A 17984-nucleotide genomic window follows, 5' to 3' on the forward strand; every position below is an offset into this window, starting at 1 on the left:
GAGGTCGAGCATCGGGACGCATCCGGTCGCCCCGAGCCGCCGGACCTCAATCGCCACTCACGACCACCCGACCGACGCGGTATCGGTGGCCCCACGCATATCGGTCACCGAGGGTGATATCGGGCGCGGGGGGGCGAACGCGAACCGATCGGTCGAATACGCAGGGTGAATATGCGCGGCAATTTCTTTCTTTCGACCCTGGACGGGCCTTGATCCGGATAGCGTGAGTCGCGTCGCATCCTCGATACCTGTCCCGGCCCGGGGCTGAGGTGTCGATCACCTGGCGACGGGGTTTGTGGCACCGGTCACGGGCCGGTTTCGGTACGGCGGCCCGGCGGGCAAGATCGGTGGCCGGAGCCCGGTGGACCAGGTGGGGAGCAGGGGCCGGCCCCGTGGAGCAGCGGCTCACCACGGACGATCGACACGCCGTGCACACGCCGCTACCAGGCGGTAACATATTGTCGGCGCCTCGAAAACCCCATCCGAGCCGGGAATATCGCGCTGCCTACAATGTCCGGCATGACCTACAGCGAACCAGCGCGATCAGCTGCCCCCAGCACCGGATCGCTGGCGTCCGCGTCCTCCTCGGCGGTCTTGGCGAGGGGAATCACCATTTACGGTTGCGGACAGGACGAGGCCGCCTTGTTCCGCGAGATGGCGCCGCGTTTCGGTATCACGCCGACAATCGCTGAAGAACCGGTATCCGAAGCCACTATCGAACTGGCGGTCGGAAATCGATGCATCAGTATCGGTCACAAGACCCCGATCACGAACTCGATTCTTCTCGCGCTGAGCAAGATCGGCGTCGAGTACATCTCCACCCGGAGCATCGGCTTCAATCACATCGACGTCGAGTACGCGGCGAGCGTCGGCATCACCGTCGGCAACGTCGCCTACTCGCCCGACAGCGTGGCCGACTTCACGCTGATGCTGATGCTGATGGCGGTGCGCGACGCCAAGTCCATCATCCGCCGCACCGACGAGCACGACTACCGGCTGAACGAGGTGCGCGGGAAGGAACTGCGCGATCTGACCGTCGGAGTGGTCGGAACAGGGCGGATCGGTGTCGCGGTGCTGGAACGCCTGCGCGGTTTCGGGTGCAAGGTGCTCGCCTACGACACCATCCTGACCGCCTCGGCCGACTACGTCCCGCTCGAGGAATTGCTCCAGCAGAGCGACATCGTGTCGCTCCATGTGCCGCTCACCACGGAGACGTATCATCTGCTCGATCGGCAGGCCATCGAACGGATGAAGCACGGCGCGTACATCATCAACACCGGTCGTGGTCCGCTCATCGAGACCGAGGCCCTCATCGCGGCCCTGGAAAGCGGGAAATTGGGTGGCGCGGCGCTGGACGTCCTCGAAGGCGAGGAAGGGATATTCTACGCCGACTGCCGGAACAAGGCGATCGACGGCAAACCGCTGCTGCGGTTGCAGAATCTGCCGAACGTGATCGTCAGTCCGCATACCGCCTATTACACCGACCACGCGCTGAGTGACACTGTTGAAAACAGCATCATCAATTGTCTCCAATTCGAAAGCGGGAAGTAGCATGGGTAGGCTGAAAATCGGAATTCTGTTCGGCGGGCTTTCCGAAGAGCATCCTATCTCCATCAAGTCTGCGGGCGAGGTCGCGAAGAACCTCGACCTCGAAAAGTACGAGCCGTACTACATCGGGATCACGCAGAGTGGTTCCTGGCTGCTGTGCGACGGCCCGTCCGCCGACTGGGAGCAGACCGCGAACCCCCGCCCCGCCATCCTGTCGCCGGACCGCGGCGTGCACGGCCTGCTGGTCCTGGACGAGGGCAAGTACGAGACGATCGCCCTCGACGTGGTGCTGCCGGTCCTGCACGGCAAGTTCGGTGAAGACGGCACGGTGCAGGGCCTGCTGGAGTTCTCCGGCATCCCCTACGTCGGCTGCGACCTCCCGAGCTCGGTCATGTGCATCGACAAGTCGCTCACCTACTCCGTCGTCCGCAGCGCGGGCATCGCGACGCCGAACTTCCACATCGTCACGGCCGACAACGACATCGACGCCGACAAGCTCACGTACCCCGTCTTCGTGAAGCCGGCCCGGTCGGGTTCGTCCTTCGGCGTCAGCAAGGTCTCCTCGAAGGAAGAGCTGCCCGCCGCCCTGGCGGAGGCGCGCCAGTACGACGGCAAGATCCTGATCGAGGAAGCCGTCGTCGGCAGCGAGATCGGCTGCTCCGTCCTGGGCAGCGGCGACGACCTGATGACCGGCGAGGTCGACCGGGTCGCGCTGACCCACGGCTTCTTCAAGATCCACCAGGAAGAGAGCCCCGAGACCGGTTCCGAGAACTCGAGCTTCATCGTTCCCGCGGACATCCCGGAGGAGGCGAGCACGCTCGTCAAGGAGACCGCGAAGGTCATCTACCGCGCCCTGGGCTGCAGCGGCCTCGCGCGGGTCGACCTCTTCCTCAAGGAAGACGGAAGCGTCGTCCTCAACGAGGTCAACACCCTGCCCGGCCTGACCTCCTACAGCCGCTACCCGCGGATGATGGCGGCCGCCGGCATCCCGCTCGGTGAAGTGATCGACCGGCTGGTGACGCTGACCCTGGCGGGTCGCGACGGATGAGGGAGGACTTCGCCTTCGTCGACGAGGCCGTCCCGGGAATCCGCTGGGACGCCAAGTACGCCACCTGGGACAACTTCACCGGCAAACCGGTGGACGGCTACCTGGTGAACCGCGTCGTCGGCACGCGCGCGTTCTGCGCCGCGCTGGAGAAGGCGCGGGACAAGGCCGAGTCGCTCGGCTTCGGTCTCCTTCTCTGGGACGTCTACCGTCCGCAGCGCGCCGTGGACCGCTTCATGCGCTGGGCGGAAGAGCCCGAAGACGGCCGGAAAAAGGCAAGGCACTACCCGAACATCGACCGCCCCCAGATGTTCGAGCAGGGCTACGTCGCCACCAAGTCGGGCCACAGCCGGGGCAGCACCGTGGACCTGACGCTCTTCCACCTGGACACCGGTGAACTCGCCGACATGGGTGGTGACCACGACGTGATGGACGTCGTGTCGCACCACGGCGCGGCGGGCCTCACCGAGGAACAGGAGAAGAACCGCGCGCACCTCTGTTCCGTCATGGAGGACAGCGGCTTCAGCTCGTATGAATGCGAGTGGTGGCACTACAACCTGAAGAACGAACCGTATCCGGACACCTATTTCGACTTTCCCGTCGCTTAGCCGACGAAAAGAAGACCGGTGTCCGTCCGGTCGACGACGGTGATGCCGCGGGCGCCCCGAGTGGCGCTCGCGGCATTGCCGTCATCGGACACGTTAGCCGCCTGGCGGCCGAAAAAGCTCACCCCGCAGGGGGAATCGTCGATCAGCCGGGCTTGTCGGTGCCCACGGATCCTCCTCCGGAATCGACGGGGTGCTCTCCCCTCCCCGGGTGAAGGAGTGGCGAACACTTCCACCCTGGCATCCCCCGCTTTGCTCACGGCGGCTCCGGCGGACGGGGCCTCGGTTCGCTTGCTGTCCAACCGCGAAACCCGTTCGTTCGGACGCCGGGCGTCGCGCACGGAGGCGATGACCGTTCCCCGGGAGACGTGACTCGACCGTTCGTGTGAATAAGTGTCGAAGAGCGGAACACGGCGGCCGGGAGCCGTGACGATCACCCGTGACGAATCAAGGTCCACGAACGGCCTAGTAATACCCGCGAACAGGCTAACCCGCTGCCTCCGTGAGCAGCGTGAGCGGCTTCTCCGTACTTACGTACGGCAAGCGCGTCAATACCGAAGTTGAAGTTTCGAATATCGATCTTGAACGGCCGTTCGGCTGCGGAATTACCCTGTTCGTCAATTGCCGACAACGATTGGGCGTGCCATGCTGAAGTGGTGCGCGACTCTCGCTGGGGTTGACAGAGCGCGCACTTGCTGGGGTTCAGAGGGGGGTGCGACGGTGACTCGCGACCGCGAGGAAGTTCTAGGAAAGCCATAGATTCCGGCCGGTGCACCACTGATCCGAACCGGTGAAGAGAACGGTGACAAAACTTCCGAGACCTCGCCCGTGGCGGGTCCGGCTCATTCGGGCTGACCGGGTGCACGCCCTTGCCGGACTGAAGCCGCTGAGCGAATGTCTTGGAGAGAGCACGAAACCGGGGCGAAGGAACGCTGTCCTTTCGCTGCGGTGGTTCGTCGAAGTGCCCGCTGCCATCGGTCATCTGGGAGACCGAGCGGCGGCCGCGAGTACGCGGCCCGCCGGCGGCGTTTTCGAGTCGTCCTCACCGTCGAGGACGCCCGCCGCACGGCCGAGATCCGTGCCGGACGGGAATCGTGGTGTCCAACCACCGAAACCAAGCAGTTGGACGGTGGGTTCCGTGCCATGTCCAAAAGTTGACGAACAACAGATTCTGTGGGGGCTAGGTGGATCCGACGAGAGTTGACCTGTCCGCTCTCCCGGTCGTCGAAATCGAGCTGTCGCGGCTGTCGTCCGTATGCTCGCCGCGAACTTCGGGCGAGGATCCGGACCACGTCGAGACACTGCTGTCGGCAGAATGGGACCTTCCGCCCATTCTCGTTCACCGACCGACGATGCGGGTGATCGATGGCCTGCATCGGCTCAAGGCGGCGAGAGTCAGAGGCGACACCAAAATTCAGGCAAGATTCATAGACGGCACCGAATCCGACGCGTTCGTCCTGGCCGTGGAAGCGAACATCCGGCACGGCCTGCCGCTTTCGCTGGCCGATCGCAAAAGGGCGGCCGTCCAGATCATCGGAACCCATCCGCAGTGGTCCGATCGGCGGGTGGCCTCGGCGACCGGGATCTCCGCGGGCACGGTGGCGGACCTGCGCCGTCGCGGTGGGGAGAACGGAAACGAAGCCCGGATCGGACGGGACGGGCGTATCCGGCCCGTCGACAGTTCGGAACGCCGGAAACTCGCGGCCGATCTCATCCGCAACGATCCGGGCCTCTCGCTCCGGCAGGTCGCCAAACAGGTGGGCATATCCCCGGAAACGGTCCGGGACGTGCGAGGCAGGCTGGAACGCGGCGAAAGCCCCACCCCGGACGGCAACCGGAGGTTACGGACCAAACAGCATCCGCTGACCCTGACGGAGCCCGATCTCGGGCACGAGCTGGACCAGGAACGGATCGCCGTGCTGGAGCGCCTCAAGGCGGATCCCGCGCTGCGGCTGAGCGAGGTCGGCCGGATCCTGTTGCGCATGCTCGCCATGCACTCCATGGACGGGCAGGAGTGGGAGCGGATCCTGCACGGTGTCCCGCCGCATCTCTACGGCGTGGTCGCGGGATTCGCCAGGGAACACGCGAGGGTCTGGGCGGGCTTCGCGGATCACCTGGAGCACCGCGCCACCGATCTGGCCGCACGATGATCGCGGTCTAGGGCGTTCGGCGGTACCCGGGGCGAAGGAACCCTTCTCCGTACCTCAGAGGGGGGAGGTTCCTTCGCCCCGGCGTTTTTCTTGGCACTGCCCAATTCCCGCGCCTCGACACGGCCGGGCGGGCGGCTTAAGAAGGAGACGTGACCATCGAGAAGGCGCTTGTCGTGGGTACCGGGCTGATCGGCACGTCGGCGGCGCTGGCCCTGCGCGCGCGGGGGGTGGAGGTCTGGCTCTCCGACATCGACGAGCACGCCGTGACGCAGGCCCGGGACCTCGGCGCCGGGTGGGAATGGCCGGGCGGGGAAGTGGATCTCGCCGTGATCGCCGTGCCGCCGCACCTCGTCGGCGAGCGGCTGGCCGAGCTGCAGAAACAAGGAGCCGCGCGGGCTTACACCGACGTGGCCAGCGTCAAGGCCGACCCGATCGCCGACGCGGAGCGGCTCGGCTGCGACCTGATCTCCTACGTGCCAGGGCATCCGCTCGCCGGCCGCGAGCGGTCCGGTCCGGCCGCCGCCCGTGCCGAGCTGTTCCGCGGCCGCGCCTGGGCGCTGTGCCCCGGCCCCGCGACCGGCGCGGACGCGCTGGCGCTGGTCCGGGAACTGGTGTCGCTCTGCGGAGCGAAGGTCGTCACCGTCGGTGCCGCCGAGCACGACGCGGCGGTGGCGCTGGTGTCGCACGCCCCGCACGTCGCGGCCTCGGCGGTGGCGGCGAGCCTGACCGGCGGCGACGACGTCGCGTTGAGCCTCGCGGGGCAGGGACTGCGTGACGTGACCCGGATCGCCGCCGGGAACCCCCTGCTGTGGCAGCGAATCCTGGCCGGGAACGCGCTGCCGGTGGCCGAGGTGCTCGACCGCATCGCGGCCGACCTCGCCGCGGCCGCCGCGGCACTGCGGTCCGGTGAACAGGCCGAGGTGACGGATCTTCTGCGCCGCGGAGTCGACGGACAGGCGAGGATCTCCTAGATCGAGTCGCTTGTGGACGGTGCGGGTACGGGTGAAAGTTCGCTTGATCCCCCTCGTGGACATCGAGACGATTCAGCACGATTGAGATCGCGGACTTCGCGTGTGGGAGGAATGACCGTATGGACGTGGTGTTGAACTTCGGGGCACCGACCAAGAGCGACGACGATCCCGATCCGTGGGGGGACAGGGTCCGTCCGGGAACCGTGCGCCGCGTGCTCGCCTACTTCCGCCCGCACCTCGGCCTGGTCGCGCTCTTCATCCTCATCGCCGCGCTGGAGGCGGCGGTCGTCATCGCGACCCCCTTGCTGATGAAGGAACTCATCGACGGCGGGATCCTCAAGAACGACTTCGGCGTCGTGATCCTGATGGCGATCCTGACCGCCGCGCTCGCCGTGGTCGGCGCGTTGCTGTCGCTGTTCTCGGCCTACGTCTCCGCGCGTATGGGGGAGGGGGTCACCTACGACCTCCGGGTCCAGGCGATCGACCACGTCCGGCGGCTGCCGGTCGCGTTCTTCACCCGCACCCAGACCGGGGTGCTGGTCGGGCGGCTGCACACGGAACTGATCATGGCCCAGCAGTCGTTCGGCCATCTGCTGATGTCGGCCACCAGCGCGGTCACGGTCCTGCTGGTGCTGGCCGAGATGTTCTACCTGTCCTGGCTGGTCGCCGTCGTCACGCTGGTGCTGATCCCGCTGTTCGTCGTGCCCTGGGTCTACGTGGGCCGGATGATCCAGAAGCGCACCGGACGGCTGATGGAGGCGAACGCCGGTCTCGGCGGGCTGCTCCACGAACGGTTCAACGTCCAGGGCGCGATGCTCTCCAAGCTCTTCGGCCGCCCTGACGAGGAGATGGCCGATTACCGCGAGCGGTCCGGGAAGATCCGCGACATCGGCGTGAGCATCTCGATCTGGGGCCGGATGTCGTTCGCGATGATGGCGCTGATGGCCTCGATCGCCACGGCGGTCGTCTACGGGATCGGTGGCGGCCTCGTGATCGACGGGGCCTTCCAGCTCGGCACGCTGATCGCGATCGCTACCTTGCTCGGGCGGCTGCTCGGGCCGATCACCCAGCTGTCCGGGCTGCAGGAGACCGCCCAGACGGTGGTGGTGAGCTTTTCCCGGATCTTCGAGCTGCTCGACCTGAAGCCGCTGATCGAGGAACGCGCCGACGCGCGCGAACTCGAGAAGGACGTCGCGCCGGACATCGAGTTCGACGACGTGACCTTCCGCTATCCCACCGCGAACGAGGTCTCGCTGGCGTCGCTCGAACACCTGCGGACCAAGCGGGAGAGCGAGGAGCTGACGGCGGACGTCCTGCGTGGCATCAGCTTCCAGGCGCCCGCCGGGACGCTCACCGCGCTCGTCGGCCCGTCCGGGGCGGGCAAGAGCACCATCACGCACCTCGTCTCCCGGTTGTACGACCCGAATTCCGGGAGCGTCCGCGTCGGCGGGAACGATCTCCAGGACCTCACCTTCGACTCCCTTCGCGAGACGATCGGCGTGGTCAGCCAGGACGCGTACCTCTTCCACGACACGATCCGGGAGAACCTGCTCTACGCCCGGCCCACCGCGACCGAGGACGAACTGATCGAGGCGTGCAAGGGCGCCCAGATCTGGGATCTCATCGAGTCCCTGCCGCGCGGGTTCGACACCGTCACCGGCGATCGCGGCTACCGGATGTCGGGCGGGGAGAAGCAGCGGCTAGCCATCGCCCGGCTGCTGCTGAAGGCGCCCACCGTCGTCGTCCTCGACGAAGCCACCGCGCACCTGGACTCCGAATCGGAGGCCGCCGTCCAGCGGGCGCTCAAGACCGCGCTGCGCAGCCGGACCTCGATCGTGATCGCGCACCGGTTGTCCACGATCCGCGAGGCCGACCAGATCCTCGTGATCGACGGGGGAACGGTCCGGGAGCGCGGGACGCACGAAGAACTGCTGGCGCAGGACGGCATGTACGCGGAGCTGTACCGGACGCAATTCGCCAATCCCGACCGCTTCGGCCCGAAGCCGGAGCCCGAGCCCGAAGAAGAGCCTGAGCCGGTGGCCACCTTTATGGGCCATGGAGGGTGACGATGAGTTCCGCAGCGCAGACGAGCCTTGCTCTTTTCGACCGCCAAGCGCGCCGGACGCCCGACGCGGTGGCCGTGATCGACGGGGACCGGGTCCTCACCTACTCCGAACTCGACGCACGGGCCGGCAGGCTGGCCGGGCGGCTGGCCGGACGGGGTGTCCGCCGGGGCGGCCGCGTGGCGGTCATGCTGGACCGTTCGGCGGAACTGCTGGTGGCGCTGCTCGCCGTCTGGAAGGCGGGCGCGGCGTACGTGCCGGTGGACGCCGCGTATCCCGCGCCGCGGATCGCCTTTCTGCTGGCGGATTCGGCCGCGTCCCTGATGCTCTGCTCGGCCGGGACCCTCGGCAAGGTGCCGGCGGGGATCGACTCGGTCGTCGTCACGGGTGACGCGCCGGGCGAGGCGCCGGTGGTCACGGCGCGTCCGGAAGACCTGGCGTACGTCATGTACACCTCCGGCTCGACGGGCACTCCGAAGGGCGTGGCCGTGCCGCATCGGAGTGTCGCGGAGCTGGTGGGGGATCCGGGCTGGGCGATGGGCCCGGACGACGCGGTCCTCATGCACGCGCCGCATTCCTTCGACGCGTCCCTGTGCGAGATCTGGGTACCGCTGGTGTCGGGCGCCCGGGTGGTGATCGCCGAGCAGGGGCCAGTCGACGCCCGGCGCCTGCGCGAGGCGGTCGCGTCCGGGGTGACGCGGGCGCATCTGACCGCGGGCAGTTTCCGCGCGGTGGCGGAGGAATCGCCGGAGTCGTTCGCCGGGCTCGGCGAGATCCTGACCGGCGGTGACCTGGTGCCCGCGCACGCCGTCGAACGCGTGCGCGCCGCCGCGCCGGGAGCGCGGATCCGGCATCTCTACGGCCCGACGGAAACGACGTTGTGCGCCACGTGGCACGTGCTCGAACCGGGTGACGCGCTGGGTTCGGTGCTGCCCATCGGCCGTCCGCTCTCACACCGGCACGCCCGGGTGCTCGATGCGTCGCTGCGGCCGGTGGAGCCGGAGGTGATCGGCGATCTGTACCTGTCCGGCGCCGGTCTGGCGGACGGTTACCTGGACCGGACGGCGCTGACGGCCGAGCGGTTCGTGGCGGATCCGTCCTCGCCGGGCGAACGGATGTACCGGACCGGCGACCTCGCCCAGTGGACCGCCGACGGCGAGCTGTTGTTCGCGGGCCGCGCCGACGACCAGGTCAAGATCCGCGGGTTCCGGGTCGAACCCGGTGAGGTCGAGGCCGCGATGACCGCGCAGCCGGACGTCCACGAGGCCGTGGTGGTGCCGATCGACGGGCGCCTGATCGGGTACGTGGTGGCCGACGTCGACCCCGCTCTCGTTCGTGAGCGCCTCGCCGCGGTGCTGCCGGATTACCTGGTCCCGGCGGTGGTGCTCGCGGTGGCCGTGCTGCCGCTGACCGGTAACGGGAAGGTGGACCGGGCGGCCTTGCCCGCTCCCGATTTCACCGCGAAGGCCGACGGTCGCGAGCCCGCCACCGAGTCCGAGCGTGTCCTTTGCGGACTGTTCGCCGAAGTGCTCGGCATCGAGCGAGCCGGTGTCGACGACGGTTTCTTCGACTTGGGCGGGGATTCGATCCTCGCCGTGCGCGTCGCCGCGCGTGCGGCCAAAGCGGGCCTGCTGGTGACGCCGTCGCAGATCTTCGGGGAGCCGACCCCCGCACGGCTGGCCGCCGTGGCACGGGCGGTCCCGGCGGGCGGCTTCGCGGACGGGCCCCTGATCGAGCTGACCGAGGAAGACGCGGCGGAGCTGGCGATCGCCGTCCCCGGGGCGCGGGAGGTCTGGCCGCTCGCGCCGCTCCAGGCGGGCCTGCTCTTCCAGACGACCCTGGACGACCAGGGCCCCGACATCTACCAGACCCAGTGGATCGTGGAGCTGACCGGACCGCTGGACACGGGCCGCCTGCGGGCGGTGTGGGAAGCGGTCTTCGCCCGGCACGCCGAACTCCGGCTGACCTTCCACCGGCTCGCGTCGGGCAAGGCGGTGCAGGTCGTCGCCGGGCACGTCGACCTGCCGTGGCGCGAGATCGATCTGTCGGACGCGAGTGACGTCGAAGCGGCTGTCGAGGCTGTGGCGGCGGCGGAACAGCGGGACCGGTTCGACCTCACCAAGGCACCGCTGTTCCGGCTGGTACTCATCCGGGTCGGCGAGGAGAGGTATCGCCTGCTTGTCGTCAACCACCACATCCTGACCGACGGCTGGTCGGTGGCGGTCATCCTCAACGAGGTCTCCGAGGCGTACACCTCCGGCGGCCGCTTCCCGGATCGGACGGGCGCCGCCTCCTATCGCGACTACCTGGCCTGGCTCGACCGGCAGGACAAGGAAGCCGCGCGCGAGGCCTGGCGGGCGGAGCTGTCGGACATCGACTCGCCCACGCTGGTCGCCAAGTCGGACACCGCGACCGACTACGACTACCGCGTCACACATCTTTCCCCTGAGCTCTACACGCGACTGACCGACTTCGCCCGCGAGCATGGGCTGACACTGAACACCGTGGTCCAGGGCGCGTGGTCGATCGTGCTGGCGCGGCTCGCGCGGCGGACCGACGTCGTGTTCGGCACGACGGTGGCTTGCCGTCCCCCTGAACTTCCCGGGGTCGAGTCGATGCCGGGGCTCATGATGAACACCGTCCCCGTGCGGGTATCCCTGGACGGCGACGAGTCCCTTGTGGACATGCTGACCGGGTTGCAGCGCCGCCAGGTCGCCCTGATGCCGCATCACCACCTGGGGCTGACGGACATCCAGAAGACGGCCGGACCCGGCGCGATGTTCGACACGCTGCTGGTGTTCGAGAACTATCCGCGCGATTTTGCCGACCGGTTCACGTATCTGGGCACCATCGAGGGGACCCACTACCCGGTGACCGTCGGGGTCATCCCGGGGGACCGGTTCCGGATCCAGCTCGCCTACTGGGCCGGGCAGATCGACCGGGCCGTCGCCGATGCGCTGCTGGAGTGGTTCGCCGGCGCCCTCGAAGCGGTGTCCGCCGATCCGGCCCGCCTCGTCGGCCGCACCGACATGGGCGAGATCCCGTTGCCCCGCTGGAAATCCGCGCTGGTGTCGGACGAGCCGCTGCCGTCGCTGATCGGGCGGATGGCGGCGGAGCGGCCGGACGCGGTGGCGGTCGCGGACGGCGCGGGCGACCTCACCTACGCGGAACTGTGGGACCGGGCGGTCGGATTCGCCGCCGTCCTGCGGGAACGCGGGGTCGATCGTGAGCGCCGCGTCGGGCTCGTGGTCGGGCGGTCCTCGTGGTGGCTGGTCGGGATGCTGGGGGTGTCGCTGGCGGGCGGCGTCTTCGTCCCGGTGGATCCCCTGTACCCGGCCGAACGCGTGAAGCTGATCTTCGGCAGCGCCGATCCGATGCTGGTGGTGTGCCAGGAGAAGACCCGCGGCTCGGTGCCGGAGGAGTTCGCGGACCGGATCGTGGTGCTGGACGGACTCGACCTGCCCCGGGCGCCGGGCGCGGTCCTGCCGCGGGTGGCGATGCGCGACGCGGCGTACGTGATCTACACGTCGGGATCGACCGGAACCCCGAAGGGCGTCGTCGTCACGTACTCGGGCCTGGGCAATCTGGCGATGGCGCACATCGAACGGCTCGCCGTGAAGCCGTCGTCGCGGGTCCTGCAGTTCGCGGCGCTCGGCTTCGACACCATCGTGTCCGAGGTGATGATGGCGCTGCTTTCCGGGGCGACGCTGGTGATGCCGCCGGACGAGGACCTGCCGCCGCATGCTTCGCTGACCGACACGCTGGAACGCTGGGACGTCACGCATGTGAAGGCTCCGCCGTCGGTCTTGGCCACTGTGGACGCGCTGCCGGACCGGGTGGAGACGGTGACCGCCGCGGGGGAGCTCTGCCCGCCGGGCCTGGTGGACCGCCTCTCGGCCGACCGCCGGATGATCAACGCCTACGGGCCGACCGAGACCACGATCTGCGCGACGGTGAGCATGCCGCTGGCGCCGGACGGCGAGGTGATCCCGTTCGGCGGGCCGATCGCCGGGGTGCGCGGGTACCTGCTGGACGCGTTTCTGCGCCCGCTGCCGCCGGGCGTCACCGGTGAGCTGTACCTGGCCGGGATCGGGGTGGCGCGCGGGTATCTCGGCCGTCCGGCGCTGACGTCCGAGCGGTTCGTCGCCGACCCGTTCGTCGCCGGCGAGCGGATGTACCGGACGGGCGACCTGGCGTACTGGACGGATCAGGGCGAACTGGTGTCCGCGGGCCGGGCCGACGACCAGGTCAAGATCCGCGGGTTCCGGGTCGAACCCCGCGAGATCGAGTTCGCGCTGTCCGACCGTCCCGACGTCACCCAGGCCACGGTGACCGTCCGCGAGGGCAGGCTGGTGGCCTACGTGTCGCCGGGTGACGTCGATCCCGAGGCGCTACGCCGGGAACTCGCGGAGCGGATGCCCGCGTACATGGTGCCCGCGGCGGTGATGGCGCTGGACGTCCTGCCGCTGACGGCGCACGGGAAGATCGACCGGAAGGCGTTGCCCGAACCGGACTTCTCGTCGAAGACGGTCGGCAGGGCACCGTCCACCGAGATCGAGCGGCTCCTGTGCGAGATGTTCGCCGAGGTCCTCGGGCTGGCGCGGGTCGGCGTCGAGGACAGCTTCTTCGAACTGGGCGGGGATTCGATCTCGTCCATGCAGGTGGCCGCGCGGGCGCGTCGTGACGGCATCTCGCTGACCCCGAAGCAGGTGTTCGAGCACCGGACTCCTGAGCGGCTGGCGCAGCTGGTGGCGGAAGCCCCCGCGCCACAGCGGGAGACGGTGCCGGACGACGGAGTCGGCGACGTCGCGTTGACGCCGGTGATGCGGATGTTCGGGTCGGGCGCCGCAGCTCCGGGCTTCGCGCAGTGGATGGTGCTGGGCACGCCTGCGGAGCTGACGGAGAAGACGGTGGTCGCCGGGCTGACGGCCGTCGTGGACACGCACGACATGCTGCGGGCCCGGGTCGGCGACGGACGTCTGGTGGTGGCCGGACGCGGATCGTTCGACGTGGCCGCGGCGGTCAAGCGCGTGCGGGTCGACGGCGGTTCCCTGGACGTGGCCGTGGAGAACGCGGCGCGGGACGCGGTGGGACGGCTGGATCCGCTCGCGGGGGTGATGGTCCAGGCTGTGCTGCTCGACGCCGGACCGGATCGGCTGGGACGGCTGGTCGTCGTGGCGCACCACCTGGTGGTCGACGGTGTGTCGTGGCGGGTCCTGTCCTCGGATCTGCGCGCGGCGTGCGAGGCGGTGGCCGAGGGGCGGGAGCCGGCGTTGGAGCCGGTGAGCGTGTCGTTCCGGCGCTGGACCGGTCTGCTGGCCCAGTGGGGGGATTCCGCCGAGCGGATCGCGGAACTGCCCGTATGGCAAGCGATTCTCGGGCGAGAGACGCAGCAGGCGCCCGCGTCGACCGGCGACATCCGCTCGCGGACGTGGTCGGTGCCGAAGGCCGAGACGGCGGTGCTGGTGGGCCGGGCCCCGGTGGTCTTCCACTGCGGGGTGAACGACGTGCTGCTGGCCGGATTGGCGGGCGCGGTGCCGCGCTGGCGCGGCGGCGACGCGGTGGTCGTGGAGGTCGAGAGCCACGGCCGTCATCCGGTCGGCGGCATGGATCTGTCCCGGACGGTGGGCTGGTTCACGAGCGCGCATCCGATCCGCCTCGATGTGGCGGGGATCGATCTGGCGGACGTCCTCGCCGGGGGACCGGCGGCCGGGCGGCTGCTGAAGGTGGTCAAGGAACAGTCGCGGGCCGTGCCCGGCGACGGCCTCGGATACGGCTTGCTGCGGTATCCGCACGACGGGAAAGCGGCGATTCTCGCCGAAAGCCCGGCACCGCGGATCGGATTCAATTACATGGGCCGATTCGTGGCAGGCGATCAAAGCGACGTGCGGGCGTGGCAGCTCGTCGGCGACATCGGCGGCTCGATGGATCCGGGCATGAATCTGCCGCATCCGATCGAAGTCAACGCGATCGTCCAGGATCTGCCGGATGGTCCCGAATTGGCGCTCATGGTGGAATGGTCGGGCGACGTCTTCGGCGAGGCCGAGATCGCGCGGCTGGGCCAGGAGTGGCTGGACATGTTGTCAGGACTGGCCCGGCAGGCGGAAGATCCTTCGGCCGGGGGACATACGGCTTCCGACTTCGCCCTGCTCGAACTGGACCAGGACGAGATCGAGGAATTCGAAGCATTGGCGGCCGAGCTCCAGCAATAGCGGTGGAAACCCATGGAGGCTAGATTTTCGTGAATACTCCGTCCACGTCCTCCGGAATGGCGCTTGCGGAAATCTGGCCGCCGTCACCGATGCAGGAGGGAATTCTTTATCACCTCGCGCTCGACGCCGAGGCTCCGGACACCTACCGCATCCAGCAGACGCTGGTCATCGAAGGCCCTCTCGACGCGGAACGGTTCCGGTCGTCCTGGCAGGCCCTCCTCGACCGGCACGCGGCACTCCGCGCGGGGTTCGTCCGGCGGAAGTCCGGCGAGATGGTCCAGTTGATCCACCGCGGGGTGAAACTCCCTTGGGAGGAGCACGATCTGTCCCACCTCGCCGAACGTGAGGCGCTGGCCGAGGTCGACGTGCTCGCGGAGCAGGAGCGCGCCAGGAAGTTCGACGTGGCGAAGCCGCCGCTGCTGCGGCTGATGCTGATCCGGCTCGCCGAGGGGAAACACTGCCTGATCACGACCAGCCACCACCTGGTGATGGACGGCTGGTCGCGGGCGCTGCTCGAGTCGGAACTCCTGAAGATCTACGCGGCGGGCGGCGTCGCCACCGCGCTGCCGTCCGCCCGTTCCTACCGGGACTACCTGGTCTGGCTCGACCAGCAGGACAAGGAATCCGCGCGTGCGGCGTGGAAAGAGGAGCTGGCCGGCGCCGAGCGATCAGCGCTCGGCATCCCCGAGAAGGCGCGGAAATCCCCGGGGCAGCAGGCCAGGGAAGCGCTGGCGTACTCGCCGGAGTTCACTACCGCCCTGGTGGATTTCGCGCGCCGCAACGGATTGACGCTGAACACGCTGGTGCAGGGCGCGTGGGCGCTGGTGCTCGCCCGCCTGGCGCGTCGTCGTGATGTGGTGTTCGGCGCTGTCGTCTCCGGGCGCCCGGCGGATCTTCCCGGTGTGGAGAACGTGGTGGGGCTGTTCATCAACACCGTGCCGGTGCGGGTGCGGCTGGACGGCGAGAAGTCCGTCCTGCGGACGCTGACGGAGCTCCAGGAGCGGCAGTCCGGGCTGATCTCGCACCAGCATCTCGGGTTGCAGGAGATCCAGAAGCTGCCGGGCGCGAGTTTCGACACGATCCTGTCGTTCGAGAATTACGTCGACCCCGCGGCGAAGGGGGACGCCGACCGCGAGCTCAGGCTGAGCCTGAAGGAGTTCCACCAGTCTGCGCCGTACGCGATCCTGATGGGCGTGATCCCGGGCGAGAGCCTGCGGACCGAGGTCGAGTATCTGCCGGAGCTGGTCGAACACCGCACCGCCCAAGAAGTCCTGCACGGGCTTTTCCGGGTGCTGGAGCGGATGATCGCGGCCCCCGAGGCGCCGGTCGGCAGCCTGGACATGGTGAGCGACGCCGGAAGCGAGCTGGTCGTCGAGCGGTGGAACGCCGTCGGCGACGCGATCACCGCGCCGTCGCCGGTGACGCTTTTCCTGCGTCAGGTGGAAAAAGCGCCTTCCTCGCCGGCTGTGACGGCTGGGGGCCGGTCGTGGTCGTACGCGGAACTCGACCGGTGGTCCGGCCGGGTGGCGCGGGCACTGGTGGAGCGCGGCGTGCGGCGTGGCGACCGGGTCGGCGTGCTGCTGGAGCGGTCGGCCGAGGTGCTCGCCGCCTGGCTCGGTGTGTGGAAGGCCGGAGCGGTGTTCGTGCCGGTCGATCCGGACTACCCGGAGGACCGGGTGACGTTCATGCTCGCCGATTCCGCGGTCGCGGCGGTGGTGTGCCGGGCCGAGACCTCGGCCGCGGCCCCATCGGAGTACCAGCGGGTCCTGATCGAGGAAGCCGACCACGGCGACGTCGCGCTCGTCCCGGTCGGCGCGGACGATCCGGCGTACGTGATGTACACGTCCGGGTCGACAGGCACCCCGAAGGGCGTCGCCATCCCGCACGGCGGCGTCGCGGCACTGGCCGGAGAACCGGGCTGGGACCTGCACGGCGGCGAAACGGTGCTGATGCACGCCCCGCACACTTTCGACGCGTCTCTGTACGACATCTGGGCGCCCCTCGTCGCGGGGGCGCGGGTGATGATCACCGAGCCGGGCGTGGTCGACGCGGCCCGGCTCGCCGCCCACGTCGCGGACGGGCTCACCGCGGTGAACTTCACGGCGGGACACTTCCGGGCGCTCGTGCAGGAGTCGCCGGAATCCTTCGCGGGGTTGCGCGACGTGTCGGCGGGCGGGGACGTCGTCCCGCTCGAAGAGGTCGAAAAGGTGCGCCAGGCGTGCCCGCGGCTCCGCGTCTGGCACACCTACGGTCCGACCGAAACCACGCTGTGCGCGACGTGGAAGGCGATCGAACCCGGCGACCAGGTGGGGCCGACGCTGCCGATCGGCCGTCCGCTGCCGGGACGGCGGCTGTACGTGCTCGACGTCTTCCTGCGTCCGCTGCCGCCGGGTGTCGTGGGTGATCTGTACATCGCCGGCGCCGGGGTGGCCCACGGCTACCAGGGGCAGACAGCGTTGACGGCGGAGCGGTTCGTCGCCGACCCGTTCGTCGCCGGTACCCGCATGTACCGGACGGGCGACCTGGCGTACTGGAGCGACGAGGGTGAGCTGGTGTTCGCCGGCCGGGCCGACGACCAGGTCAAGATCCGCGGCCACCGGGTGGAACCGGGCGAGGTCGAGGCCGTGCTGGCCGAGCAGCCGGGCGTCGACCAGGCCGTGGTGGTGGCGCGCGACGGACGTCTGATCGGCTACGTCGTGTCCGAGGGCGAGGTGCATCCCACCCGGCTGCGGACCCGGATCGCCAAGGTGCTCCCGGAGTACATGGTGCCCGCGGAAGTGATCGTGCTACCCGCCCTTCCGGTGACGGCGAACGGCAAGGTGGACCGGGAAGCGTTGCCCGCCCCCGATTTCAGCGAGCGGGTGACCTACCGGGAGCCGCGCACGGAGCCGGAGCGGGCGTTGTGCGAGCTCTTCGCCGAGGTCCTCGGCCTGGACCGGGTCGGCGTGGACGACAGCTTCTTCGAGATCGGCGGCGATTCCATCTACTCGGTGAAACTGACCGCGCGTGCGCTGCGCGCCGGGATCACCTTCGACGTGGCCGACGTGTTCGAGCACCGGACGCCTGCCGGCCTCGCGGCGGTCATCGCCCCGGGAGATCCGGCGGTCGCGCCGGTGGAGCCCGCGTCCGATGGGGAACTCCTCGATCTCGGGCAGGACGAAATCGACGAATTCGAGGCCGAGTTCGACGACGCCCGGCAGGCCTGACGGGCCTTCGCCTCATCTCGCGCGTGATCAGGCGGCGATCATTCGTGATCAGACGGCGAACACGCGTGATCAGAGACGGAACTCGCGTGATTAGGCGACGTTTCACCGTGTTCGCCGTCTGATCACGTGAGTTCCGTTCCTGATCACGCGAGTCACGGCTCTGATCACGCGAGTCACGCCTTCG

The 17984-nt window shown here is 68.9% G+C and carries 8 protein-coding genes; all 8 read left to right on the forward strand.

The window, feature by feature from the left end; translation table 11 throughout:
- Positions 1–519 precede the first annotated feature (519 nt).
- The 8 genes from vanH to AB0N89_RS29020 all read left to right on the forward strand — a co-directional run bounded on the left by vanH (position 520) and on the right by AB0N89_RS29020 (position 17800).
- Positions 520–1551, forward strand: coding sequence for a VanH-AOV family D-lactate dehydrogenase (vanH, locus tag AB0N89_RS28985; RefSeq protein WP_364210663.1), 1032 nt, complete (start codon positions 520–522; stop codon positions 1549–1551).
- A 1-nt stretch (position 1552) separates the two neighbouring features.
- Complete coding sequence (gene vanA-Ao2 / locus AB0N89_RS28990) at positions 1553–2596, forward strand: D-alanine--(R)-lactate ligase VanA-Ao2 (RefSeq protein ID WP_364210666.1); 1044 nt, start codon at positions 1553–1555, stop codon at positions 2594–2596.
- Positions 2593–3201: a D-Ala-D-Ala dipeptidase VanX gene (gene vanX / locus AB0N89_RS28995; RefSeq protein WP_364210669.1), complete on the forward strand. Its 609-nt coding sequence runs from the start codon at positions 2593–2595 to the stop codon at positions 3199–3201. Before vanA-Ao2 ends, vanX begins: the two co-directional genes overlap by 4 nt.
- A gap of 1349 nt (positions 3202–4550) precedes the next feature.
- Positions 4551–5348, forward strand: a complete 798-nt coding sequence (locus tag AB0N89_RS29000) for a helix-turn-helix domain-containing protein (protein WP_364210672.1) — start codon at positions 4551–4553, stop codon at positions 5346–5348.
- A 149-nt stretch (positions 5349–5497) separates the two neighbouring features.
- Positions 5498–6319 (forward strand): prephenate dehydrogenase, encoded by an 822-nt coding sequence (locus tag AB0N89_RS29005; RefSeq protein WP_364210675.1) that lies wholly within the window; start codon positions 5498–5500, stop codon positions 6317–6319.
- A gap of 119 nt (positions 6320–6438) precedes the next feature.
- Positions 6439–8385 (forward strand): ABC transporter ATP-binding protein, encoded by a 1947-nt coding sequence (locus tag AB0N89_RS29010; RefSeq protein WP_364210678.1) that lies wholly within the window; start codon positions 6439–6441, stop codon positions 8383–8385.
- Positions 8386–8387: 2 nt separating this feature from the next.
- Positions 8388–14594 (forward strand): amino acid adenylation domain-containing protein, encoded by a 6207-nt coding sequence (locus tag AB0N89_RS29015; protein ID WP_364210681.1) that lies wholly within the window; start codon positions 8388–8390, stop codon positions 14592–14594.
- Between the two features lie 56 nt (positions 14595–14650).
- On the forward strand, positions 14651–17800 hold the full coding sequence (locus AB0N89_RS29020; protein ID WP_364210683.1) for an amino acid adenylation domain-containing protein: 3150 nt from the start codon (positions 14651–14653) through the stop codon (positions 17798–17800).
- Positions 17801–17984 lie beyond the last annotated feature (184 nt).

The sequence above is a fragment of the Amycolatopsis sp. NPDC089917 genome (assembly GCF_040684635.1).
Taxonomy (GTDB): domain Bacteria; phylum Actinomycetota; class Actinomycetes; order Mycobacteriales; family Pseudonocardiaceae; genus Amycolatopsis.

Coding starts and splice junctions, on each gene's coding strand:
- vanH (WP_364210663.1), top strand. CDS start 520: ATGACCTACAGCGAACCAGCGCGATCAGCTGCCCCCAGCACCGGATCG.
- vanA-Ao2 (WP_364210666.1), top strand. CDS start 1,553: ATGGGTAGGCTGAAAATCGGAATTCTGTTCGGCGGGCTTTCCGAAGAG.
- vanX (WP_364210669.1), top strand. CDS start 2,593: ATGAGGGAGGACTTCGCCTTCGTCGACGAGGCCGTCCCGGGAATCCGC.
- AB0N89_RS29000 (WP_364210672.1), top strand. CDS start 4,551: ATGCGGGTGATCGATGGCCTGCATCGGCTCAAGGCGGCGAGAGTCAGA.
- AB0N89_RS29010 (WP_364210678.1), top strand. CDS start 6,439: ATGGACGTGGTGTTGAACTTCGGGGCACCGACCAAGAGCGACGACGAT.
- AB0N89_RS29015 (WP_364210681.1), top strand. CDS start 8,388: ATGAGTTCCGCAGCGCAGACGAGCCTTGCTCTTTTCGACCGCCAAGCG.
- AB0N89_RS29020 (WP_364210683.1), top strand. CDS start 14,651: ATGGCGCTTGCGGAAATCTGGCCGCCGTCACCGATGCAGGAGGGAATT.